Genomic DNA, 23,929 nt, shown 5'->3' on the forward strand with positions numbered 1-23,929 from the left:
CTCCACGATCGGGTCCGCCGGATCGCCGGGGCCCTGCCCCAGGGGAACCGTCTTCTCGAAGCCGAGACCGCTCGGTCCTTGATCGCCGAAACTCGCACCGCCGGGACCCGGGTCGCCGAAACCGGGACCATCGGGCCTCACCCCACTGGCGCCAAAAGCGTCGAAACTAGAACCTTTAGCACCAAAAGCATCAAAATTGGAGCCGCCAGAACCACCGAAGACGTCGCCTCCGGGACCACTTCGGCGAGGATCACCGAGAGCGTCGACGTCGGAGCCGCCGGAACCACCGAAAGCGTCGCCGTCAGGACCACCCCGACCAGGCCCACCGAAAGCATCGAAGCCGGAACCGCCGGAACCACCGAAAGCGTCGCCGCCGGGACCACTTCGGCGAGGATCACCGAGAGCGTCGACGTCGGAGCCGCCCCTGCCGGGACCGCCGAAGGCGTCGCGGTCAGGACCGACGCGGCCGTAACCGCCGAAGGCGTCGAAGCCGGAACCGTGATCGGAACCGGGAACGGGACCCGGGCCGCCGAGGCCCCGATCGCCGCGACCTGGGGCGCCGAAGGCGGTGTGGCCGTCCGGGCCGTCGGAGCCGTCCGAGGCGCCGGAGGGGCCGGCGTCCGGTTTGCCGGGACCGCGGGCGTGACGTCCGGACGGGGCGTCAGAACGCCCCGGTGGGGTGAAGGCGTCATAGGAGCCGGGCGAGGACCACGGCGCGTCAGGAGGGTCGTCAGACCCTCCTGGAGGCCCTTGCGGTACGGGCGGCTCACCCTGCCCCGCGTGCATCCCCATCGTCATATCCCCGTATTCCTCGCATCTGCTCGCGGCGAGCCTACCGACCGGTGCGGGGAGCCGGTAACCCCGCACGTCACGACACCCTTCGGGAAACCGAACGTCGGCGATTGCTGACGGAATGTCATCAACTCTGACCCCATTCCTGCCGCCTTGTGCGTGATGACTCTCTTTCGGGGAACGCACAGTGAATGTAGAGGACACGCGCCCACCCTGGAGGAGCCGTGAAAATCTCCGTTCCCCGCGAGGTCAAGAACCACGAATATCGCGTGGCGCTCACCCCCGCCGGGGCCCACGAGTTCATCAGGAACGGCCACGAGGTCTTCGTCGAGAAGGACGCCGGGGTGGGGTCCTCCATTCCCGACGCCGACTTCCAGAGCGTCGGCGCGACCATCCTGGACTCGGCCGACGAGGTGTGGGCCGCGGGCGAGTTGGTACTGAAGGTCAAGGAGCCGATCTCCGAGGAGTACCACCGGATGCGCAAGGGCCAGGTGCTCTTCACCTACCTGCATCTGGCCGCCTCGCAGGCGTGCACCCGGGCCATGCTGGAGACCGGGGTCACCGGCATCGCCTACGAGACCGTGCAGAACGCGAACGGCTCCCTGCCGCTGCTCGCCCCCATGTCGGAGGTGGCCGGGCGGCTCGCCCCCCAGGTGGGGGCGTACCACCTGATGCGCCCCGGGGGCGGCCGCGGCGTGCTGATGGGCGGGGTGTCGGGAGTGCATCCGGCCAGCGTGGTCGTGATCGGCGCCGGGGTCTCCGGCATGAACGCCGCGGTCATCGCGCTCGGCATGCAGGCGGAGGTGCTGCTGCTCGACCGCGACGTCGACAGGCTCCGCCAGGCGGACATGATCTACAAGGGCCACTGCAGGACCATCGCCTCCTCCACGTACGAGATCGAACGGGCGGTGCTGAACGCGGATCTGGTCATCGGCGCGGTGCTGATCCCGGGGGCGAGGGCTCCCAAGCTGGTCGACAACGCGCTGGTCTCACGGATGAGGCCGGGGTCGGTCCTGGTGGACATCTCCATCGACCAGGGCGGTTGCTTCGAGGACTCCCGGCCCACCACCCACGCCGACCCGACCTACCGGGTGCACGGCTCGGTGTTCTACTGCGTGGCCAACATGCCGGGCGCGGTGCCGCACACCTCGACGTACGCGCTGACCAACGTGACCGTCCCCTACGCCCTCGCGATCGCCCAGCTGGGCTGGCGGGAGGCCCTTCGGAGAGATCCGGCGCTGGCCGCCGGCCTGAACACGCACGAGGGGCACCTGACCAACCGGCCCGTGGCCGAGGCTCACGGGCTGGAGGCGGTGCCCCTGGAACAGGTGCTGCGGGCCTAGTCGCGGGCCCGGTGCGGCCGGTGCGCCTCGTCAGGACGGCGTCACCGGCGTCGCGACCGGCCGGATCAGGGCGCCGGGGTGGAGCTGGGAACCGGGGCGTCGGTGGCCGGGGCATCGGTCGCGGGAGCGTCCGTGGCCGGGGCGTCGCTGGGAGCCGCGGACCCGTCGGGGGCGCCCGGCGGCTGACTGGGCGCGGTCTCCGGGATGGGCGCCTCGGCGGTGGTGGTGCCCACGCCTCCGCTGCAGGACGCTCCGAGCTCGGGGGTGTCCCGGCCGTTCTTGTACTTGGTGATGAACCTGGGCAGACGACCGTCGGACGCGCTGTCCAGCTTGAGCTGGTTGTTCCAGGAGCTGGCCACGATCTTGGAGGGCAGGCCGGGGTACGGGCTCAGGAGCATGTAGTCCTTGGAGGCCAGTTCCCTCAGCTTGTCCACCTCGGCCTTGGGGAGATCCGGCTGGTAGGTGATCCACACGGCGCCGTGCTCCATGGAGTGGACGGCGTTCTCGTTGTTGATCGGCTGCTCGTAGATGCCGCAGTTCTGCCAGGCCGGGTTGTGCTCACCGCCCATCGGCGGGTTCTCCTTGTACGTCACCTTGGTCTGGGTGTGCTGGCTGCCCGTGTACTTCGCGGTGGCGACGTTGTCCAGTGAGGTCGCGGCCCGCTCGTTGACCAGGTAGTAGGCGACGACCGCGACCAGCAGGACGACGACGGCACCTCCGGCACCCCACATGAGAAGCGCGGCCCTGCGCTCCTTGCGCCTCTGCTCATCGCGCATGCGGTTGAGGTGCTCGCGCCTCGCCTGCGCCTTTTCCTTGGTCATCAACCCTCCAGCCGGCAAACAACTTCGGGTCACCCTATGCCCTACCGGCGTATGTGGAGAATAAGGGGATGACAACGCGTGATACAGCGACGATTCCCGACAGTGGGTACGCTGGGCAGGTAATGGAAACCCCAGGTAAAGAGGGCGCGACGTCCAGGCGTGGTGGCGTGGTGGTCGGCGTGCTGCTCGGCTGCCTGGTCACGGCGGTCGTGTTGCTGCTCGCGACGGGCAGGACGGCCACTCCGACGGACGCTTCGGCGGAGGCGGGTTTCGCCCGCGACATGGCCGTTCACCATGCCCAGGCCGTCGAGATGTCCTTCATCGCCAGGGACGGCAGCCAGGACGACGCGTTGCGGCGCCTGGCCTACGACATCATCGTCACGCAGACGGCCCAGCGCGGCATCTTCACGGGCTGGCTGCAGCAGTGGGGCCTCACCCAGTCGGGTGATCGTCCCTCCATGGCGTGGATGGCCGGGCACGGTGGCGGTCACGCTGTAACACCGGACGCGCCCGCCGCGATGCCCGGTATGGCAAGTGAGGACGAGCTCAAAAAGCTCCGCGAGGCCACAGGCAAGGAGCAGGAGGTCCTCTTCCTCCAACTCATGATCCGTCATCACGAGGGCGGCGTGCAGATGGGCGAGGGTCTGCTGAAACTGTCCGACCGTGAAGAGGTGGCCACCATGGCACAGCACATCGTCGACGGTCAGACGGGCGAGATCGAGTTGATGACCGACATGTTGCGGCAGCGCGGCGCCCAGCGGCTGCCTTCCATCCTTTAGTGGCGTCGGCGCGTCCCTGTGCGGCCGGTTTCCGGTCAGGGCAGCATGGAGCCAACCTGGCCGGAGGAAAGAGAATGGTGAACGACGAGCCGGAGAACCGCCTGGAGGTGAGCATCTCCGCCGAGGTGGAAATGGGGCAGTACGCCAACTTCGCCTCTGTGTGGCACACCCAGGATGGCTTCGTCCTGGACTTCGCGGTGATCACCAGGCCGCCCCAGCTGGCCAACGACCCCTCCTCCGGGCAGCACTTCGTGAGCGTGCCGACCCGGATCGTGAGCCGGATCCGCATACCCCCGAGTCAGGTCTTCGAGCTGATGAAGGCCCTCGAACAGCAGCTGACCGCGTACGAGCACGAGACGGGTCACAAGAACTGAGGCCCGGCGGGGGGTTTCGGCCCTCTGAAAGGGGCCTGAAAAGGGTCCCCGCGCCGGGCCTTCAGGGCGCGCCTTACGACAGGTCCTGGCGCGGACGTAGCTCCTGCGCCACGGCGGCGGCGAACGCGTCCACGTCGGCCTCGGTGGTGTCGAACGCGGTCATCCAGCGGACCTCGCCGGTGGCCTCGTTCCAGGTGTAGAACCGGAAGCGCTTCTGCAGACGCTCGGTCACGTCCGCCGGCAGGATGGCGAAGACCGCGTTGGCCTGCACCGGGCGCGGGATCTCCACTCCCGGCACGTCCCGCACGGCGTCGGCGAGCCGCCGGGCCATCGCGTTGGCGTTGCGGGCGTTGCGCAGCCACAGGTCGCCCGCGAGCAGCGCCTCGAACTGCACCGCGACGAACCGCATCTTGGAGGCGAGCTGCATCGCGCTCTTGCGCAGGTAGCGCAGGCCGCGCACGGCGTCGGGATTGAGCACCACGACGGCCTCGCCGAACATCAGGCCGGCCTTGGTGCCACCGAAGGACAGCACGTCCACGCCCACGTCGGTGGTGAACGCGCGCAGCGGCACGTCCAGCGCGGCGGCGGCGTTGGTCGCGCGGGCGCCGTCGAGGTGGACGAGCATGCCCAGGTCGTGGGCGTGGTCGCAGATCGCGCCGATCTCCTGGGGCGTGTAGAGCGTGCCCAGCTCGGTGGTCTGCGTGATCGACACCACCTTGGGCTGTGCCCGGTGCTCGTCGCCGAAGCCCCACGCCTGCCTGTCGATCAGCTCGGGGGTGAGCTTGCCGTCCGGGGTGGCGACCGGCAGCAGCTTGAGCCCCGCCGACCGTTCGGGGGCACCGCCCTCGTCGGTGTGGATGTGCGCCGACTCCGCGCAGACCACCGCCTCCCAGTGGGCGGTCATCGAACGGAGCGCGACCACGTTGGCCCCGGTGCCGTTGAACATCGGCCACGCCTGCGCGGCGGGGCCGAAGTGCTTCTTGAAGACCTCCTGGAGCGCGGCGGTGTAGACGTCGTCGCCGTACGCGGTCTGGTGGCCCCCGTTGGCGAGCGCGATCGCCTGGAGGATCTCGGGATGGACCCCGGCGTAGTTGTCGCTGGCGAAGCCCTTCACCAGCGGGTCGTGCCTGCGGATGGCGTCCGTCACGCGGTCCCCCCGTCCCGCCTCGCGTCGACGGTGAGGTCGATCCTGGTGCCGTTGGCGTCGGTCTTCCACAGGTCGTCGATCGCCTCGGCGAGGTCGTCGACGTCGGTGAAGCCGGGGAAGGTCCGCTCGGGGCTCGCCGCGCGCATGCCCTCGTGCACGAGCGCCTTGACGACCAGGATGTTCGCGGTGGAGGCGGTGCCCTCCAGGGCGTCGGCGAAGGCGAGGGTCCAGGCCTCGGAGGCGGCCTTCGCCGTGCCGTACGCCGCGTTGCCCTGGGTGGGGCGCTCGGCCGCCTTGGCGGAGACGATGGCGAACCGGCCGCGCTCACTCGCCTTGAGCAGCGGCTCGAAGGCGAGCGTGACGTGCTGGAGGGTACGGATCAGCAGGTCGTGCAGGAGCTCCCAGTCGTCCAGCGACGTCTCGGCGAAGGTCTTGGACCCGCGCCAGCCGCCGACCAGGTGCACGATCCCGTCCACCCTGCCGTGTTCCGCCCGCACGTCCGCCGCGAGCCTCTGCACGGCGGCGGCGTCGAGCAGGTCGACCGCGAGGCACCCGTCGGCGCCGCTCTTGTCGACGCCGATCACCGTGTGGCCCTCGCCGGTGAACCTGCGGACGACGGCCCGGCCCGCGGGGCCGCCCGCACCGGTGACAAGGATGATCATGCTCGGATCCCCTTCGTGGAGTCGACGACGTCGCCGAGCTTACGGCGCAGGGCCTCGTAGAACATGCTCAGCGGGAACTCGTCGGGCAGCACCGCGTCCACCACGGCCTTGGGAAATCCTTCCACGGGCAGGGCCTCGGCCCCGCCGGCCCAGACCGAGGCGGGGTTCGGCGCGACGTAGGTGGCGACCAGCTGGTGGGCGGCGAGCCAGTGGGCGAGCTTGGAGCGGTCGATGCCGTCCCTGTAGAGCTTCTCGACCTCGCCCCGCAGGTCCGCGACCCCCTCGGCGAGACGGTCCCAGTCGATGCTGAGCCGGTTGTCGGTCCAGCGGACGACGTCGTTGCGGTGCAGGTACGAGAAGAGCAACTGCCCGCCCAGGCCGTCGTAGTTGCGGACCCGGTTACCGGTGATCGGGAAGCGGAACAGCCGGTCGAACAGGATCGCGAGCTGGACGTAGCGGGCGTGCGGCACGCCTTCGCGCTCCAGCTTCACGGCCTCGCCGAACGCGGTCAGGTCGCAGCGCAGTTCCTCCAGGGAGTAGAGCCAGTACGGCATGCGCTGCTTGATCATGAAGGGGTCGAACGGCAGGTCGCCGTGGCTGTGGGTCCGGTCGTGGATGAGGTCCCAGAGCACGAAGGTGTCCTGGGCCAGCTCCTGCGACGCGATCAGTCTGGCCGCGTCCGGCGGCAGCGCGAGCTTCAGCGTGGCCGCGGCGGCACCGCTCACCACGCGGAACCTCGCGGCCTCCCGGTCGGCGAAGATCCCGCCCCAGGTGAAGCGGGCCGGGGTCTCACGGACCGCGACGGTCTCGGGGAAGAGCACCGCGGAGTTGGTGTCGTAGCCGGAGGTGAAGTCCTCGAAGGCGATCGGCACGAACATCGGGTTGTCGTAGCGGGTCCGCTCCAGCTCGGCCAGCCACTCGGGCCAGATCGTCCGGATCCACACGGCCTCGATGTGGCGGAAGGTGGTGCCGTTCTGGGTGTACATCGGGAAGACGACCAGGTGCTCCAGCCCGTCCACCCGCTGGGTGTCGGGGTGGAAGGCGTCGAGCGCGTCGAGGAAGTCGGGGACGCCCAGCCCCTGGTCGACCCACTTGCCGAAGTCGGCGACGACGGCGGCCAGGTAGGCGGCGTCGTGCGGGAAGCGCGGCGCGAGCCGCTCGACATGTCCGACGATCTTCGAGACCAGCTCGGCGGCCCGCTCCCGGTCGCTCTCCTCCTGGATCGAGCCGTCCTTGGCCTGCAACGGCCTGATCGCCTCGACGGCATCCTTGAGCGCCTGGAACTCGGCGCGGGCCTCAGCGTCCTCAGCGTCCTGCGTGGCCTCGGCACTCCCGACGACCGAACCCTCGGCGGCGGAGCTCTGGACAGCGGGGTTCTGGACAGCGGAGCTCTTGGCGGCGGGGACGCGGGCTGCCCAGGTGACGAGGTTGCCCCAGAGTGCGGCGTGGTCGTAGTCGCCGATCGAGTCGTCACCGAACAGGTCGGAGTCGGCGACGACCACGACGCGGCCCTCCCCGTGCCGTACGGCCACCGCCAGCGGGCGGTTCGCGGGGGTCGCGGTGGGTGACGTGGCGAACAGGACGGTCTCGTGGTCGGAGACGGTGAGCGTCCCCGCCCGGTAGAAGCAGGCGCGGCGGGCCCCGGCGAGCAGGTCCTGGCCGCTTCGAGAGTCGTGCGAGGCGTTCCGGGGGGTGCCCAGGACCCAGGAGGCCACGCCGTTGTGTGCGCTCCCGGGGTCCCGGACGAGGGTGTGCTCGACGCCCACGCCGAAGCGCGCGAGCAGCTCGGTGAGGTTGCTGCCGTACTTCTCCTGCTCGTACTCGGCCAGCACGACCAGCCCGCCGCCGTCGCGGACGTACTCCTCGATCGCGTCGAGCTCCTCGACCGGGAAGACCGGGCTGCCCAGCCCGGTGGTGCGCTCCCACCGGTCGGCGGAGGGATGCGCGATCACCAGCACGTCCCGCGCGCTCAGCAGGCCGGGGGTGAGCGGGCCCTCGACGTGCGCGTCCACGGAGTGGCCCAGCCCGCGCAACAGCCCGGCCGCACGGACGTAGCCGCTGTCGTCGGGGTGGCCGGGATTCATCGTCTCGGCCACATCCCGCCGGATGGTCCACGACTCGCTGTGTGCCTCGTCGAACAGTACGCGAGGGAACGCCGTCACGATAAATCCTCCTTCAAGCATGAGTGTTTAACGGAAAATATACACAACCTATGCCCATTTCGACGCATCCCTTATGGGGGAGGGGACGTAGAAGATCGAGGCCCTTGAGGGACGGGGGTCAGGCGTCGGGCTGGTCAAGCCGGCCGATGACGGTATCGATGTCCTCGGGGATCAGGTGTTCGGCGAGGAGGCGCCGGAACTCGGCCTCGCCGAGGGCCTCGCGCTGTCGTGCGAGCCAGTGCAGGTCGATGCCGATCTCAGGTGTCTGGAGTTCAGCGTGGATGAGCAGGCTGCGCACGGTGAGGGCCACCGCCTCGGCCGCCCGGCCCGTCTGGGTGTACAGCACACCTATCTGGCTGTAGCCGCTGGCCATGCCCGCGCGGTTGCCGAGGTCTTCGTTGATGGTCAGGGAGCGGTGGTAGTGCTCCAGCGCCCGCTCATACTCCCCCCGCTCCTGGGCGATCCTGCCGAGCTGGTGGTAGCTGCTGGCCATGCCCGCACGGTCGCCGAGGTCTTCGTCGATGGTCAGGGAGCGGCGGTAGTACTCCAGCGCCTGCTCATACTCCCCCCGCTCCTGGGCGATGATGCCGAGCTGGTGGTAGCCGATGGCCATGCCCGCGCGGTTGCCGAGGTCTTCGTTGATGGTCAGGGAGCGGTGGTAGTGCTCCAGCGCCTGCTCATACTCCCCCCGCTCCTGGGCGATGATGCCGAGGTGGTGGTAGGAGCTGGCCATGCCCGCGCGGTTGCCGAGGTCTTCGTCGATGGTCAGGGAGCGGCGGTAGTGCTCCAGCGCCCGCTCATACTCCCCCCGCTCCTGTGCGATCCTGCCGAGCTGGTGGTAGCCGCTGGCCATGCCCGCACGGTCGCCGAGGTCTTCGTCGATGGTCAGGGAGCGGCGGTAGTACTCCAGCGCCCGCTCATACTCCCCCCGCTCCTGGGCGATCATGCCGAGCCGGTGCAGGTAGACAGCCTGGGCCCGGCTGCCGTCGGCGACCCATGACAACGTCTCGTGGCACAACTGCTCCTCCCACCCCCACGCCCCCCAGGTATGCAACTGCTCACACACCCAGTCCGTCACGGTCAGGGCAGCGTCGAGATCACCCGCGGCACGGTGATGAAAGCGCGCCTCCAGCAACTCCGCCAGATTCTGCTGCGCGCTTTGCGGCCGGGTCTGGACCCGCCAGCGCCAAAACCGCGCCGCCGCCGCGTGCGCCTGCCCCACCTCGCCCGCCCCCACCCGCGACGCGGCCAGGGTGGCCGCGGTCCAGCGATGCACCACGAACGACCGCTCCCCACCGGCACCCTCCGATCCCTCACCCGGCGCCAGCAACCCCAACCCCGCCAACACCCCCAATGCCCCCTCCACCCCCGCGGGCTCGATCACCGGTGGCAGCCGCATCCAGGCCACGTCCTGTCGCGCCTGCTCCACCTCCTCCTGCGACAGCCCCAGATCCTCCAGCCACGCCTGCAGATTCCTCCCCCGCGCCCGCCGCACCAGCTCATCCAGCCGCTCCAGCCGCTCCGGGTCCTCCGGGGCCGGGGCCGAGACCGGCCAGGCCACCCCCACCCGGTCCACCGCCACCCGAAACACCGACGCCCCCACCAACACCCGCCGGGAGAAATCGTCCAGCAACCCCACCAGCTCACCCAGCACCGTGTCATCCACCGCCAGCGTCACCGCCTCCGCCAACGCCGCGTCCAGACCACCCGACCCAGCCACACGCAACCACTCAGCGGGATCGGGGATGCCGCGACGGTCGAGGAGATCCTCCAGGCGTTCGTGGACGTCGTCGAAGCGGGCCTCACCACCCTGGAGCAGCGCGTCCAGATATTCCAGCGTGCGGGGGTGGCCGCCCACGTCGGCCCAGGCCCGCTCCCGATCCGCCGTCGCCAGCGCGTCCAGGCCGGGCAGACGCCACATCAACTTGCGGGCCTCGGCGAAGGACAGCGGGCCGAGATGGTGAACGTACAGACGGCGTTCGGCGCGTTTGGGGAGGGGGAAGGGATAGCGGCTGGTGATCAGCAGCTTGTGCCTGCCGCGAAGGCGGATCCAGGCGGTCAGGAACGCGGCCAGTTCCTCGTTGACGACCGCCCACCGCGTGCCGTCGTATGTGAGGTTGTCCTCGAAGTTGTCGAGCAGCAGGGTCACCGGCACCTGGGCCAGGAGCCGCCCGAGTGCCTGGAGCCGGTCGCTCCATTCGTGCCGAGGCTCCCGCACAGTGAGGGCCAGATGGCGGATCGACTCGTCGGTGAAGGCCGCCAGCAGGGTGCGGCCGATCTCCTCAAGGAGTTGGTCGGGGCCGGTCTGGCTGACTGCTGATACGACGAGACCCCCGTCGGGCCCCGACGCGCGCAGCAGTTCGGCGGCCAGGCTACTCTTGCCCACCCCGCCGATGCCGTGCAGCAGCACGCCCGGCCCGTCGCCGCGCAGGGCGGTCAGGGCCGCGCGGATCTCCGAGCGGCGGCCGACGAACTCGCCGACCTTGCGCAGCGGCACCCCGTCGGCGAACTGCGGCTCTGCCGGGGCTGAGATCTCCTCGAACCCCCCGGCCGGGTCGTACAGCGACACCGAGGGGCCACGCAGGAACAGCGCGGGGGTGGCCCACTCCACCAGCGAGGCGCCCAGGCTGCCCGCGGGCAGCCGCCGTCGTTCCTCCTCCAGCCGTCGCCGCGCGTCGCAGAACGCGGGCAGCGCCTCGGGGACGTCGCGGACCGCCAGCTCGTAGTAGAGCGACCCCGCCAGGGCCGTGGCGTACGGGTCGGTGACCGAGGCGGTCATCGCCAGCACGCCGGGCACCCCGGCCGCCGTCAGCCCGCGCGCCAGCCCGCTCATCGCGAGGTCGTCAGACGCATGGTCCGCCGAGGCGTCCAGGGCGGTGGAGCAGCCGGACAGCACCAGCAACGGCACCCCGCGATCCGCGGGCAGCCCGTCGCGGACGAAGCGTTCGGTGCCCACCCGGTCGACACGCCCGGCCGCGTCCTCCAGCAGCAGCGCCCCGGGCTCGGCGTGGCAGGAGATGTGCAGCACGTGGAAGCGCTCCTGGAGCAGCGCCTCCCTGATGCCCGCCAGCGTCCCCTGGTTGAGGATCCGCACATACGCTCCGGGACGGCCCCGGCCACCCCTGCGGGCACGTTCCACCGAGTCGAGGATCTTGGCGAGCTCCGCCTCCAGGTCCAGTACCGTCCCGCTCCCGGGTCCCTCGGGGGCGGCCATCACGACCAGGATCCGCAGCGGGCCGGGGATCGCGACGGCCGGAGCCGTACCGGCCGGAACGCGCCGGTAGAGCTGCACGCGGGGACGCAGCGCCAGCGGCTCGGTCGTCCCCGGTACGGTCAGCGTCTCCCACGGCAGGTCCGCCAACTCCTCGGCGACCTCCAGGCCGAGCCGGAGCGTCGCTCCCAGTGCGTGCGCCCCGGCCAGCTCGGCGGCGAGCGCCTCCCCGGCGCCCCCGGTGAGATACGCGCGCCCGAGCTCCCTGCCGCACTCGGCGAGCAACGCCCCGACCCCGCCGGAGCCGTCGGGGCCGCGCGTGATGTGGTCGCCGCGCTCGCGAGCCGACCTCAGCCGCCAGACCAGCTCGTTCAGCACCGAGGTCTGGGCCGGGGAGTGGGCCGCCCGCGCCTGGCGCGACGTCCCATCCGGTGAGAGCCGGTCCCCGGCCGTGCCCGATGCGTCCCGCCCTCCGGGCTCGCGCGTCTTCGGCCGAGACATGTCCTCATGCCGCGAGATCGGCACCGCGCCCTCGTACAACGAGGTCTGGAGGGTGACCTCGTCCGGTGAGATCCGGAGGACGCAGCGCCGGGGCTTCTCCGGGCGGATCCCGCTGCCCGGCCGTGTCACCGGACCCGGCACCACCTCCGGCACCTGCCCGCGCAGCGCCCGGACCAGCTCGTCCAGCCGCCGGTCGTGGTCGTGCCCGTCGACCGAGGACAGGTCCACCCAGAACCGGTCGGCCGCGAACTCCGGCAGCTCGACATCCTCGATCAGCACCGGGATGAGCCGCTGCCGGCCCTCGACGGAGCGCCGGACCAGCGAGGCGTACGCCTGGCGCACCCAGGGGTCGGTCAGGGATGCCCGGCTGAGGACCAGGATCCCGTGGGCCGCGTCCCGGATCGCCTTCTCTATCACCTCGACGACGATCGCGCCGGGCGACCTGAGCACCTCCCCGTAGGTGACCTCCAAGCCCTCCGCGCGCAGCCGGTCGGCGAGCCAGCGGACCCACTCGGCGTCCCGCGGGGCGTGCGAGATGTAGGCGTCGCTCACCGCGCTCTCCGGATGGCCTCCGCGATCTCGTCCACCCGTTGGTCGAAGAGCGCGCCGGTGACGCCGCGCAGGTCGCTGTAGAAGCGGATCTTCACGAACTCCGGCAGGTCCTGGGTCTTCACGTCTTCGACGAGGACCGGGATGAGCAGCCGCCCGTCGTACATGGACCGCTGGAGAAGTGTGTAGTACTCGTTCATCACCGGGCCGCTCGCCATCGACGCGGGACTGATGACGAGCAGTCCATGCGTCGAGTTCCTGATCGCCTCCCCCACCTCGTGGAAGATGATCGAACCGGGCCGGACGACGACTTTGTCGTAGGCCACCTCGATGCCGTGTCCCTTTAGCCGCTCGGCCAGGTCGGTGACGATGTCGGCGTCATTATGCGAATAAGAGACAAAAACGTCATAAGTCGGCATTTTGCCACTGCTCCCGGGAGAGGACGCCGGGGAAATCAGGGGACGGGGGGCGCGCTTTCCGGGGGATCTCTTTCGTACGGAAAGCCAGGCGAAGTAGGCGCCCGCGATGCCCGCCACGGCACCGATAACGGCGACCGCCAGGTCCGCGATATCCATGCGATCAGGCTACGGCGTGAAACGTTTCCATGGCCGGAAGTAGCGGTAAATGGTCAACTATCCGTAAACGGAAGAATACGCTGCCGTGGAGGCCGTGGAGGTCAGGTGAGCGAACCGGCGGAGGAGACATACGACGTCTTCATCGTGCACGCCCGGGCCGACCTGGAATGGGCGAGGCAGGTCCTGGCACGGTTGTCGGAGGACGGGTTCCGGGCGGCACTGGAGGACTACCTGCCCGGCGACATCATCGTCCGCAAGATCGAGGATCTGATTCGGGCCTCGAAGAACTGCGTCTTCGTCTACAGCCGGGCGATCGAGGGCGATCCGATGGCGGACGCCAAGTACGCGGCGCTGGTCTCGCAGGCGGAGGCCCGGAGGTTCATCCCCGCGCTGCTCGACGACGTTCCACTGGGCCCATTCGCCGCTTCTCGTAAGCCGCTCGACTTCCGGGGCGAGGACCAGGACGGGCCCTACCGGGAGTTGCTACGGCTCCTAGGCGTCGACCGTCCCGCCGCGCCGCCGCTCGCCCCCTACAGGGGGCACGGGCTCGAAGGCGCACGGGACGCGCTGCTCAGAATCGGCAGGGACGCGGTCGTCTTCCGGCCGGGCGGGACGACGGCCGACCGGAAAACGGCGGGCGAGGAGACAACGGACCGGGGGACGGCGAGCAAAGCGGCGGCGGGCGAGGCGGCTCACCGGCCCGGACCGCTCCCTCTCGCCCTGGAGGAACGGCTCTGGCAGCTCGACCGGGCCCGGCAGGGCGGGGGCGCGCTGCTCACCAAGGACGTCCTCGCGGCGGGGCGGCCGGGAGCGGTGCTGGAGGCCCGGCTGCGCGAGGCCGGGACCGGGCTGGGGGAAACCTTCCTCGCCGGGAAGGCGGGGGCGGCGCTGGCCGTCGCGGTCGAGGAGGCGGCGGCGGAGAACCGGACGCTCCGCCTCGGACTCCAGGTGGACGACGATCTCGCCGGGCTGCCCTGGGAGACGGTCGTCCTGCCCGGGCAGACCCGGCCGCTGGCGCTGCACCCGTGCGTGGAGCTGTTCCGCCACCTCCCGGCGACCGGCCGTCCCACGGCGACCGGCATCCTCGCCCCGCTGCGGATTCTGGCCGTGGTCGCTTCCCCGGAGGGGCCCGGCAGCGGGCCGCTGCTCGACCTGGAGGGGGAGCTGCGGGTCATCCTCGACTCGGTCGAGGAGGCGCGGCGCCACGCGGCGGCGCACGTGCGGATCCTCAACGAGGGCACCCTCGACGCGATCGAACGGGCACTCAAGGAGGAGCGCTTCCACGTCCTGCACATCTCCTGCCACGCGGGACCGGACGCGCTGCTGCTGGAGGACGAGCTCGGCGGGGTCGACAAGGTGTCGGCGGCCCGGCTGGCCGGGGTTGTTCCCCGGAACCGCGGTGTTCCGCTGGTCGTGCTCTCCGGCTGCTCCACCGCGCTCGACGCCCGCCACCCGGTTCCCCGTACGGACGCCGCCGGCGTCTCCCCCACCGACGACGTCTCCGGCGGGGAGGACGACAAGGCGGTGCTCACCGGGCTGGCGCGCGGGCTGTCGGCGGCCGGGGTCCCGGCCGTGCTGGCGATGACCGCGCCGGTGACCGACCGGTACGCGACCCTGCTCAGCGGGGCCCTCTACCGCGAGCTGGCCGTACGGCCCCAGCCCGACGTGCTGACCGCGTTGTCCGAGGCCCGCCGGGACCTGGAGGAGAGGCGCGGGAAGGGCGACAACCGGGACGCGGACCTGGTCGAGTGGGCCACCCCGGCGCTGTTCCTGCGTGGCCCGTCCCTGCCGCTGTACGACGTGAACGACGGCGTGGACGTGAACCTGAGACCGCCGAAGGCCGTCTCCCTCGATCCCGGTGTGGTGGTCAGGGCCGTCGGGGACTTCGTCGGCCGCCGCTCGGAGCTCCGTACTCTGCGGGCCGCGCTGCGCGGCCGTCCGGGGGTGCTGCTGCACGGCATCGGCGGGGTCGGCAAGAGCAGCCTGGCCGCCGAGCTGATCGGCACCCTCGGCGCCGACGCCGGTCTGGTGGTCTCCCGCGTCGGCCGGGGCGGCCCCGACCAGATCCTGACGGCCGTCGCCGACAAGCTGCTGGCAGCCACCTCCAGGACCGGCGCGGAGGGCGAGGACCTGCGCAATGTCGGGCTGGCCCTGCGCGAGCCGAGATACCCCTGGCAGGTGCGGCTCGACGCGCTGGCCCAGGCTCTCACGGAGGTCAGCGCTTCCCTGACCAGGAGGATCGGCCCTCCCCCGGTCACCCTCCTGCTGGACAACTTCGAGGACAACCTCGACCGCGCGTCGGGCTTCTCCTTCGTGGACGCCGACCTGCCCGAATTCCTCGCCGCCTGGCTCCGGGTCGGGAAACTCCTCGTCACCAGCCGCCACCCCTTCCCGCTGTCCGACGACGCCCTTGACCTCCTGCATGTCCATCATCTCGGCCCGCTGTCCTTCGCCGAGGCCCGCAAGTTGATGTGGCGTCTGCCCGGCCTGGACGCGCTGGCGACGGCGGATCGGGAGCGGGCCTGGGCCGACGTGGGCGGCCACCCCCGCACGCTGGAATATCTGGACGCGCTGCTCCGAGGTGGCCAGGCCCGCTTCCCGGACATCACCCGCCGCCTGGAACAGCTCCTCAGAGATCGCGGGGACGTTCCCGATCCCGCTGAGTGGTTGCGTGTGGCTGGGTCGGGTGGGCTGGACGCGGCGTTGGCGGAGGCGGTGACGCTGGCGGTGGATGACACGGTGCTGGGTGAGCTGGTGGGGTTGCTGGACGATTTCTCCCGGCGGGTGTTGGTGGGGGCGTCGGTGTTTCGGGTGGCGGTGGACCGGGTGGGGGTGGCCTGGCCGGTCTCGACCCCGGCCTCGCAAGACCCGCAGCGGCTGGAGCGGCTGGAGCGGCTGGATGAGCTGCTACGGCGGGCGCAGGCAAAGAATCCGCAGGCGTGGCTGGAGGATCTGGGGCTTTCGGAGGAGGAGGTGGAGCAGGTGCGACAGGACGTGGCCTGGATGCGGTTGCCACCGGTGGTCGAGCCTGCGGGGGTGGAGGAGGCGTTGGGGGTGTTGGCGGGGTTGGGGTTGCTGGCGCCGGGTGAGGGATCGGAGGGCGCTGGTGGGGAGCGGTCGTTCGTGGTGCATCGCTGGACCGCGGCTACCCTGGCCGCGTCGCAGGTGGGGGCGGGTGAGGTGGGGCAGGCGCACGCGGCGGCGGCGCGGTTTTGGCGGTGGCGGGTCCAGATCCGGCCGCAGAGCGCGCAGCAGGATCTGGCGGAGCTGCTGGAGGCGCGCTTCCACCATCGCGCCGCGGGTGATCTCGACGCTGCCCTGACCGTGACGAACTGGGTGTGTGAGCAGTTGCATACCTGGGGGGCGTGGGGGTGGGAGGAGCAGTTGTGCCACGAGGCGTTGTCATGGGCCGCCGACGGCAGCCGGGCCCAGGCTGTCTACCTGCACCGGCTCGGCATGATCGCCCAGGAGCGGGGGGAGTATGAGCGGGCACTGGAGCACTACCACCGCTCCCTGACCATCGACGAAGACCTCGGCGATCGTGCGGGCATGGCCAGCTCCTACCACCAGCTCGGCAGGATCGCCGAACTGCGGGGGGAGTATGAGCGGGCGCTGGAGCACTACCACCGCTCCCTGACCATCAACGAAGACCTCGGCAACCGCGCGGGCATGGCCCGCGGCTACCACCAGCTCGGCAGGATCGCCGAACTGCGGGGGGAGTATGAGCGGGCGCTGGAGCACTACCGCCACTCCCTGGCCATCAAAGAGGAGCTCGGCGACCGTGCGGGCATGGCCCGCGGCTATCACCAGCTCGGCATGATCGCCCAGGAGCGGGGGGAGTATGAGCGGGCGCTGGAGCACTACCACCAAGCCCTGACCATCAACGAAGACCTCGGCGACCGTGCGGGCATGGCCGGCGGCTATCACCAGCTCGGCATGATCGCCCAGGAGCGGGGGGAGTATGAGCGGGCGCTGGAGCACTACCACCGCTCCCTGACCATCAACGAAGACCTCGGCAACCGCGCGGGCATGGCCAGCACCTACAGCCAGATCGGTGCGCTGTACTCCCGGACGGGCCGGGCCGCCGAGGCGGTAGCCCTCACCGTGCGCAGCCTGCTCATCCACGCTGAACTCCAGGCACCCGAGATAACCGTCAACCTCTACTGGTTCGCACAGCAGCGCGAGGCCCTCGGCGAGGCCGAGTTCCGGCGCCTCCTCGCCGAACACCTGATCCCCGAAGTCATCGATGCCATCATCAGCCGACTCGATCAGTTCGACGAATAACTTCCAGGTGGGAACTGCAAACCATCACCCTCGCGTACGCCCACGCCAAGCATGTGAGACGACCACGCCGGCCGAGGTACACCTCGGCCGGCGTGGTCGTCACCGTCATGAGACCGGGCGGGCCCGGAATGGCGTGGTATCAGTGGTACGAGTAAATATTGGGCTCCGGAATGTTTTCCTGGACTTCCCGGTGATTGCCTTCCGGACCCCACAGGGACCTGTACGACTGAATGTTGTTCTGGTGCGCCTTCGCGTGCTGGTTGAAGACGACCCAGTTGACCGGCTGGAAGTAGGTGCCGGTCTCGTCCGGCGTCGTGAGGGAGCCGGTGTAGCGGTAGGTGGCGTGGCTCTCGGGCAGCATGGCCTTCAGGTCGACACCGTGCAGACTCCTGGACTCGCCGAGGGCGGGGGGCGACGCGATCAGGCGGTCGTGCTGGGACAGGCCGTGGAAGGTCCTGGCGTCGACGAGGACCGAGAAGACCACGTACCCCTTCGGCCCGGTCGCCCGCTCGTGGACGAAGTGCGCCTCAAGCGGGGCGAAGGGCTGACCGGCGAACTTGTGCTCGGCGTGGCCGTGAAAGTGCACGTTGTTCAGGTTGTAGCGCTGGCCGCCGTAGGTGATGTACGGCTGGGTACCGCCGGTGCCGATGACGAACCTGACGTCGTCGTGCTCGCTCGCCTCCTCCAGCGGGGGCTTGTCCTGGAACAGGAGCGTCCCGTCGACGCTGTGCGGGTAGTGGACGGCGATCGCGGGACCGACGCCCGGGCACGTCACCGAACGGTCGATCTCGATGGGACTCTGGACCGCGCCGTCCGTGCCGTTGCCGTGGCACGGCTTGACCTGGGCCTGCACGGAAGGGGAAAGGGAAATGAACGGGAGGGAAAAAGCAGCAGCCACCGCAATGGGCGCAAGACGGTAACGCACCGGTCACCTTTCGTACGAGGGGATACCGAGGTGTCGCCTACGGAGCATCGGGGGCGATGTCCGCATTAAAGGCGACATAAAGGCATTGGCGACCTTAGTCGAAGAAAGCGAATTTGCACCCTGTTTTTTCGCGTCCAAAACGACCACAAGTAAACAGGTGATTACTTGCGATCGGGACCCCCGGGGAGCGAGGCGCGACTCGACGTCACCCCGGCCCCCGCGGGGGCCACCGGAGGGCCGCCCGGAGCCGAGCCACCGAGGCGCGACAGGAGCCGATCGCCTTACGGAAAGCGTTTAAGCAGCTACAAAGGGTACAAAGAGGGTGAAAGGCGACGCCGTAACCGTCATCCGGGGGGGAAGATGCCTGTACGGAGTGCCCGATCCGTTGCCGTTCCGGCAGCGGCACTGCTGGCCGTGACACTGCTCGTCGGCGGCTGCGGCGGCGGTCAGTCCACCGCCGTGAAACCGGAAACCGCCGTAGCCACGACATCCGCGGCCGTTCCACCCGCCGCGGGCGCCCCGCCCGCCGCCGACCTCTCCGGGGAGGACAGCGCCCAGGAGTACACCGCGGAGGAGTGCCCGACCGGCGTCAACGCCAAGAGGTTCGCCAAGACCCGCTTCGCGCTGCACGCGGGCCTCGCGCTGGGCGCCTTCTACCGCTACATCTACCAACCACTGCAGAGCGGCGGCTTCAAGGCCGGAGCGGAGAAGCGGAAGCGGACCTTCGCCAAGGCCGCCGTCGCCGGTCTCTTCACTCTTCACGAACTGAAGGTGGCCCGGCGCTTCGCCCTGGCCAACCCGACCCTGTGCAAGGGGGTCAAGGCGGTCACCGACAGCTTCAGCGCCCTGACCACCAAGCTGAAGAACGGCACCGCCACCGAGGCCGACCTCCAGGCCGGCAAGGACTCCTTCAACAACCTGCGACAGAACGCCACCCAGCACGGCTACGACTTCAAGGAGAGGACCGCCGTCGTCCCCGGCGCGGGCTGAGCGCACATCCGGCCGGGGCAGGTCCTGGGACACAGGGCCTGCCCCGGCCGGCGCACCGCCGACCCTCCGGCGAACGGCACCACCTCCCGCGGACGGCACCACCCTCGCGCGGACGGCTTTCCCGAACCCGGCATCCGGTCGCCGCCGACAGTGAACGCGACGGATCCCCCATGCGGCAGCCGGTGAGCGCCCGGCCGAGGGCCGGTCGGCGAGCGCGGCGATCAGCGGCACAACTCCCCGCCCCGGCGCCCTGTATCCTCACCGCCCCCGGCTCGGCGAGATCGCGCGTGCGACGGAGTGAGCAACGGCGAACGCGCCGCCGGTAACCGCACCCCTTCGTGACCTTCGCCTTTTCAACTTCGGAAACCGACGCCATGACGCCCAGCAGTAACAGAACAGGGAGTCATTGTGAAATCGAGCCGAAACAGGTGCTGTTTACCTTTGCCTGGTCCGATGATTCCAAGGTGAAGAGGTGAGGCGGTCATCGACCGCATACATTCAGGAAACATTTCTTCGGAATGGGATTCCAGGCTCGTGAAGGCCGACGGCACCCGGCCACCGGTCACATGAGCGAACTCTGAACCCGACCCACTCGACCCTCGTCGCCGAGCCGAGGGCTCGACGGCCGGACCGGTGACCCCACCCCTTCCCCTGCCATCACCGCTGCTCACAGAGCTGCTATCACATCGAGCGGAACCCGAACTCGGCGAGATCCGTTCCCGGCCGCGTTTCACGGCCCAGTCGGAAGGGTCACGTTCGAGGTCGGCGCCGCCGACCGAAAAACGCTTACCGATATACCACCGAGAACACATCCGGAATTCTCGGGAACCCGCCATTCGCGTTTACGGGTTCACGGCACGGTAAACCCCTGGAGGGAAATCCTTTGTTGGCACGGTTCAAGCGATTCACGTCCGCGCTGGTCGTAGTCGCGCTTGTCGTCCTGATGGCGGATACGGCACACGCCGATTTCAGTCCCATCGGCTCCGAACCTTATGTTCCCTACGTCCAACCGGCGGACGCGGACATTCCCCGGCGAGGCTGCGCCACCACGCTGTCCGACCCCAGGAACGCCGCGGGGAGCATCCCCGCGGTCCAGGTGATCTACGCCTGGCACGAGGAGTCCGGGAACCGCTACGACGACTTCGTCGAGAGGATCGCCAAGATCGTCGACCGGGTGGACTGGTCACTGGACGAGTCCACGAACTACGACCAGCATGTCAATCTGAGCTGCCGGACCGGCTACGGCACCGGCAGCTACGCGGACTACGCGCGCGCCCTCGTGGTGCCGGAGAAGATCGAGAACGGCGTGATCGGCGGCGAGACCGCCGCGGACGTCGTCGAGGACGACCTGGCGGCGGCGGGCTACGACCACGCCAACCGTACCTACATGGTGTTCGAGGACTTCGACGGGACGGCGCAGGCCTTCTGCGAACTCCTGTGCGTCGCGGCGACCGACGAGTGGGACAGCGCGACCATGCTGCACGAGTTCATCCACCTGTTCGACGTCGACCACGCCAAGGTCACCGAGACGGTCCTCCACGAGGACACCGACGTCATGTCCACCCAGTGGCACACCTGGCAGGTGGACCAGGAGTTCAACAACTACTACGACCCGAGCGAGACCACGGCCACGTTCTACACGAGCGCCTATCCGCACCCTCGCAAGGCCAACCTCGCCACCTGGTCGATGCTCACCCCGCCGCTCTGCTGCGACATCGGGTACAGCAACGACCTGCTGACCGCGCAGGAACGCACGATCGAGGCAGACGCGCCCCATGGGTACCCGACGGGCTTCACCGTCTCCGGCGGCGGATGGATGCAGGTCACTCCACCTGGAGCGGACCAGCAGGTGTCGGCCCGCTACTACGACGGCCGGCGGTCCTTGACCGTGAACGTCCAGTCGTGGGCCGAGGGGATCCTGTCGGTCACCCGCAGGCCCCAGGTGACGCCGGGGCAACGGTACAAGTTCTTCGTCCGGCTGACGACCGCCACCTCCGGCGGCGTCAAGCTACGGCTCTCCTGGTACAACGCGTCGAACACGCTGATCTCGAACAGTGACAGCTCGCTCCACGCCCTGACACCCGACTGGGCGGAGCACAACGTCTCGGCGATCGCACCGGCCGGCGCGGCCACCGTGCAACTCTCGGTGGTGAGCCCGAACGGCCAGTCCTTCGCCTACGTGGTGGACAGCCTCCAACTCAACCGCTGTGACAACACGCGGACCACCGACGGGTGCCGACTGGAGAGCGGCCTGCCCACCCCCTGACAGGTGTCCCGCTCGTCATGTCGACCGGCTGATCCACGCTCCCTGCGAGCGCCGGATCAGCCGGCTTGACGACCGCCGTGTTCACCTGAGGTGTTCCGGCGCGAGTCGAGGACGTGATCAGCGGGCGTCTCGGCCCTCCGGTGTGATCGGTAGGGTCGCGGTATGGGGAGCCAGAACCACGACCGCGCCGACGACGTCCGTGACACGGTGGCCAAGCACCTGCCCGGCTACCGCGTCGAGACCGTCACACCGTTCGGCGAGGGCGAGGACAACGTCGCGTACCAGGTCAACGGCGAGTTGATCGTACGTTTCAGCAAGGAGCCGGATCCGGCGCGGCGGGCTGTACTCGTGGCGCGTGAGGCCCGCCTGCTCGCCGCCGTCGCCGGCCTCTCACCGGTGCCCGTCCCCGAGCCGGAGTTCACGGTCGCGGAACGGGGCTGCCTCGCCTACCGCAGGCTCCCCGGCCGGCCGCTGCTCGACCTGCCCCTGCCGGAGCGGCTGGCCCACGGCCCGTCGGTCGCCGCCACGCTCGGCGGCCTGCTCGCCGCCGCGCACGCCGTTCCGGCGGATCGGCTGGCCGGGCTGGTGGAGGTGGACGCCCCACCGCCGTCCGAATGGCTGGACGAGGCGACGGAGATCCATCCCGCGATCGCCGAGGAGATCCCCGAGGCCCACCACCGGGCGGTGCGGGACTTCCTGAAGACCCCTCCTCCGGCCCCAGGCCGCGACCCGGTCTTCTCGCACAACGACCTGGGGATCGAGCACGTTCTCGTCGACCCCGCCACGGGCGCGGTGACCGGCGTCATCGACTGGAGCGACGCCGCGATCGTCGACCCGGCCTACGACTTCGGCCTGTTGTACCGCGACCTCGGCCCCGCCGCCCTGGACGCCGCCCTCGGCCGCTACCGGTCCGGTGACACCGCCGCCCTGCGTGAGCGCGCCGTCTTCTACGGCAGATGCAGCGTCTTCGAGGACCTGGCGTACGGCCTCGAAACCGGTCGGGACGCGTACGCCGGTAAGTCCCTCACCGCTCTGGAGTGGCTCTTCGCCTCCTAGACGCCCCCTTCACGGCTTCGCCGGATGAGCGTCCCCGGACAGGGGAGGCGGGCTCGGCGCCCGGGAGCGCGAGGGGAGGCGGCAGCGGTGTGCCGGTGACCGACGCCTTTGGCGGTCGCCGGCAGACGTCCCGGCTCGGACCTCAGATCAGGCCGAGGGCGAGCATCGCGTCGGCGACGCGCTTGAAGCCGTCGATGTTGGCACCGGCCACGTAGTTGCCCGGCATGCCGTACTCCTCGGCGGTCTTCAGGCAGCGGCCGTGGATGTCCTGCATGATCTCCTGGAGGCGGCGCTCGGAGAACTCGAAGGTCCACGAGTCGCGGCTGGCGTTCTGCTGCATCTCCAGCGCGCTGGTGGCCACACCGCCGGCGTTGGCGGCCTTGCCGGGGCCGAAGGAGACACCGGCCTCCTGGAAGATCCGGATGCCCTCCGGCGTGGTGGGCATGTTGGCGCCCTCGCCGATCGCGATACAGCCGCCGCGCACCAGCACCTCGGCGTCCTTGCCGGTGATCTCGTTCTGGGTGGCCGACGGCATCGCCACCTCGCACGGCACCTCCCAGACACTCCGTCCCGCCACGAAGGACACTCCGCCGCCGCGCCGCCGGGCGTAGGCGTCCATCCGCAGGTGCTCGATCTGCTTGACCTGCTTGAGCAGGTCGAGGTCGATGCCCTTCTCGTCGATGACGTACCCCGAGGAGTCGGAACAGGCGACCACCGTGCCGCCGAGCTGCCGTACCTTCTCGATCGCGTAGACGGCGACGTTGCCGGAGCCGGAGACGACGACGCGCTTGCCGTCGAAGGACGTGCCGCGGGCCTTGAGCATCTCCTCGACGAAGAAGGCGCAACCGTACCCGGTCGCCTCGGTGCGGACCTGCGCGCCGCCGTAGCTGAGCCCCTTGCCGGTGATCACCGCGGACTCGTACCGGTTGGTGATGCGCTTGTACTGACCGAACAGGTAACCGACCTCGCGCTGACCGACGCCGATGTCCCCTGCCGGGACATCGGTGTACTCGCCGATGTGCCGGTAGAGCTCGGTCATGAAGCTCTGGCAGAAGCGCATGATCTCGCGCTGGGAGCGGCCCTTGGGGTCGAAGTCCGAGCCGCCCTTGCCGCCGCCGATCGGCAGGCCGGTCAGTCCGTTCTTGAAGATCTGCTCGAAGCCGAGGAACTTGACGATGCCGAGGTAGACCGAGGGGTGGAAGCGCAGGCCGCCCTTGTAGGGGCCGAGCGCGCTGTTGAACTCGACCCGGAAACCGCGGTTGATGTGCACCTCGCCCTGGTCGTCCTCCCAGGGCACCCGGAAGATGATCTGCCGTTCCGGCTCGCAGATCCGCTCAATGATCTTGGATTCGGCGTATTCGGGGTGCTTGCCGAGAACCGGGCCGATGCTCTCCAGCACCTCACGAACGGCCTGGTGGAACTCGATCTCCCCCGGGTTGCGACGCAGGACGCTGTCGTAAATCGATTCAAGCTTCTCGTGCAACATCGCTTC

Annotated in this window: 16 protein-coding genes; 8 read left to right on the forward strand and 8 right to left on the reverse strand. The window is 69.7% G+C overall.

Annotated features, from left to right (window positions below):
• Positions 1–78: 78 nt before the first annotated feature.
• Positions 79–909, forward strand: coding sequence for a hypothetical protein (locus ACFY3V_RS02810; RefSeq protein ID WP_389769308.1), 831 nt, complete (start codon positions 79–81; stop codon positions 907–909).
• Between the two features lie 107 nt (positions 910–1,016).
• Positions 1,017–2,135 carry an alanine dehydrogenase gene (gene ald / locus ACFY3V_RS02815; protein WP_389769311.1) on the forward strand — a complete coding sequence of 373 codons (1,119 nt, stop codon included), beginning with the start codon at positions 1,017–1,019 and terminating at the stop codon, positions 2,133–2,135.
• A 65-nt stretch (positions 2,136–2,200) separates the two neighbouring features.
• Here the strand turns inward: ald and ACFY3V_RS02820 are convergent, their stop codons facing one another.
• The gene (locus ACFY3V_RS02820) at positions 2,201–2,956 is read right to left on the reverse strand and encodes a DUF3105 domain-containing protein (RefSeq protein WP_389769314.1); all 756 of its coding nucleotides are present in this window, start codon (positions 2,954–2,956) and stop codon (positions 2,201–2,203) included.
• 122 nt (positions 2,957–3,078) lie between these two features.
• On the opposite strand from ACFY3V_RS02820, the gene ACFY3V_RS02825 reads away from it, so the two are divergent.
• Both ACFY3V_RS02825 and ACFY3V_RS02830 read left to right on the forward strand, forming a co-directional pair.
• Complete coding sequence (locus tag ACFY3V_RS02825; protein WP_362895804.1) at positions 3,079–3,735, forward strand: DUF305 domain-containing protein; 657 nt, start codon at positions 3,079–3,081, stop codon at positions 3,733–3,735.
• 74 nt (positions 3,736–3,809) lie between these two features.
• Complete coding sequence (locus tag ACFY3V_RS02830; RefSeq protein WP_329092600.1) at positions 3,810–4,109, forward strand: DUF3467 domain-containing protein; 300 nt, start codon at positions 3,810–3,812, stop codon at positions 4,107–4,109.
• A gap of 73 nt (positions 4,110–4,182) precedes the next feature.
• Here the strand turns inward: ACFY3V_RS02830 and ACFY3V_RS02835 are convergent, their stop codons facing one another.
• The 5 genes from ACFY3V_RS02835 to ACFY3V_RS02855 all read right to left on the reverse strand — a co-directional run bounded on the left by ACFY3V_RS02835 (position 4,183) and on the right by ACFY3V_RS02855 (position 12,760).
• A complete protein-coding gene (locus tag ACFY3V_RS02835) occupies positions 4,183–5,256 on the reverse strand; it encodes a low specificity L-threonine aldolase (protein ID WP_362895806.1) in 1,074 nt (357 codons plus the stop codon).
• Positions 5,253–5,918, reverse strand: a complete 666-nt coding sequence (locus ACFY3V_RS02840) for an SDR family NAD(P)-dependent oxidoreductase (protein WP_362895808.1) — start codon at positions 5,916–5,918, stop codon at positions 5,253–5,255. The genes ACFY3V_RS02835 and ACFY3V_RS02840 overlap by 4 nt, the downstream gene beginning before the upstream one ends.
• Complete coding sequence (locus tag ACFY3V_RS02845; protein ID WP_389769320.1) at positions 5,915–8,080, reverse strand: DUF6421 family protein; 2,166 nt, start codon at positions 8,078–8,080, stop codon at positions 5,915–5,917. The genes ACFY3V_RS02840 and ACFY3V_RS02845 overlap by 4 nt, the downstream gene beginning before the upstream one ends.
• A gap of 118 nt (positions 8,081–8,198) precedes the next feature.
• Entirely contained in the window at positions 8,199–12,344 is a 4,146-nt protein-coding gene (locus tag ACFY3V_RS02850; RefSeq protein ID WP_389769323.1) for a tetratricopeptide repeat protein, read from the reverse strand.
• A complete protein-coding gene (locus ACFY3V_RS02855; RefSeq protein ID WP_389769326.1) occupies positions 12,341–12,760 on the reverse strand; it encodes a toll/interleukin-1 receptor domain-containing protein in 420 nt (139 codons plus the stop codon). The genes ACFY3V_RS02850 and ACFY3V_RS02855 overlap by 4 nt, the downstream gene beginning before the upstream one ends.
• Positions 12,761–13,021: 261 nt before the next feature.
• Here ACFY3V_RS02855 and ACFY3V_RS02860 point away from each other — a divergent pair, with 261 nt between their 5' ends.
• The gene (locus ACFY3V_RS02860) at positions 13,022–17,200 is read left to right on the forward strand and encodes a tetratricopeptide repeat protein (RefSeq protein ID WP_389769329.1); all 4,179 of its coding nucleotides are present in this window, start codon (positions 13,022–13,024) and stop codon (positions 17,198–17,200) included.
• Positions 17,201–17,339: 139 nt separating this feature from the next.
• On the opposite strand, the gene ACFY3V_RS02865 is transcribed toward ACFY3V_RS02860, so the two are convergent.
• On the reverse strand, positions 17,340–18,053 hold the full coding sequence (locus ACFY3V_RS02865) for a carbonic anhydrase family protein (protein ID WP_389769332.1): 714 nt from the start codon (positions 18,051–18,053) through the stop codon (positions 17,340–17,342).
• A 432-nt stretch (positions 18,054–18,485) separates the two neighbouring features.
• Here ACFY3V_RS02865 and ACFY3V_RS02870 point away from each other — a divergent pair, with 432 nt between their 5' ends.
• The 3 genes from ACFY3V_RS02870 to ACFY3V_RS02880 all read left to right on the forward strand — a co-directional run bounded on the left by ACFY3V_RS02870 (position 18,486) and on the right by ACFY3V_RS02880 (position 22,437).
• Entirely contained in the window at positions 18,486–19,115 is a 630-nt protein-coding gene (locus tag ACFY3V_RS02870; protein WP_389769335.1) for a hypothetical protein, read from the forward strand.
• Positions 19,116–20,001: 886 nt separating this feature from the next.
• Positions 20,002–21,381 carry a hypothetical protein gene (locus tag ACFY3V_RS02875; protein ID WP_362902474.1) on the forward strand — a complete coding sequence of 460 codons (1,380 nt, stop codon included), beginning with the start codon at positions 20,002–20,004 and terminating at the stop codon, positions 21,379–21,381.
• A 162-nt stretch (positions 21,382–21,543) separates the two neighbouring features.
• The gene (locus ACFY3V_RS02880; RefSeq protein WP_389769338.1) at positions 21,544–22,437 is read left to right on the forward strand and encodes a phosphotransferase family protein; all 894 of its coding nucleotides are present in this window, start codon (positions 21,544–21,546) and stop codon (positions 22,435–22,437) included.
• A gap of 142 nt (positions 22,438–22,579) precedes the next feature.
• Here the strand turns inward: ACFY3V_RS02880 and gdhA are convergent, their stop codons facing one another.
• Positions 22,580–23,923, reverse strand: a complete 1,344-nt coding sequence (gene gdhA, locus ACFY3V_RS02885; RefSeq protein WP_350947387.1) for an NADP-specific glutamate dehydrogenase — start codon at positions 23,921–23,923, stop codon at positions 22,580–22,582.
• Between the last annotated feature and the right edge of the window lie 6 nt (positions 23,924–23,929).

Source organism: Streptosporangium sp. NPDC000095 (assembly GCF_042899335.1).
In the GTDB taxonomy this organism is placed as follows: domain Bacteria; phylum Actinomycetota; class Actinomycetes; order Streptosporangiales; family Streptosporangiaceae; genus Streptosporangium.

What these genes read in the sequence shown, in the direction of transcription:
- ACFY3V_RS02820 (WP_389769314.1), bottom strand. Translation starts at nt 2,956, where the DNA reads ATGACCAAGGAAAAGGCGCAGGCGAGGCGCGAGCACCTCAACCGCATG.
- ACFY3V_RS02825 (WP_362895804.1), top strand. Translation starts at nt 3,079, where the DNA reads ATGGAAACCCCAGGTAAAGAGGGCGCGACGTCCAGGCGTGGTGGCGTG.
- ACFY3V_RS02830 (WP_329092600.1), top strand. Translation starts at nt 3,810, where the DNA reads ATGGTGAACGACGAGCCGGAGAACCGCCTGGAGGTGAGCATCTCCGCC.
- ACFY3V_RS02840 (WP_362895808.1), bottom strand. Translation starts at nt 5,918, where the DNA reads ATGATCATCCTTGTCACCGGTGCGGGCGGCCCCGCGGGCCGGGCCGTC.
- ACFY3V_RS02855 (WP_389769326.1), bottom strand. Translation starts at nt 12,760, where the DNA reads ATGCCGACTTATGACGTTTTTGTCTCTTATTCGCATAATGACGCCGAC.
- ACFY3V_RS02870 (WP_389769335.1), top strand. Translation starts at nt 18,486, where the DNA reads ATGCCTGTACGGAGTGCCCGATCCGTTGCCGTTCCGGCAGCGGCACTG.
- ACFY3V_RS02880 (WP_389769338.1), top strand. Translation starts at nt 21,544, where the DNA reads ATGGGGAGCCAGAACCACGACCGCGCCGACGACGTCCGTGACACGGTG.
- gdhA (WP_350947387.1), bottom strand. Translation starts at nt 23,923, where the DNA reads ATGTTGCACGAGAAGCTTGAATCGATTTACGACAGCGTCCTGCGTCGC.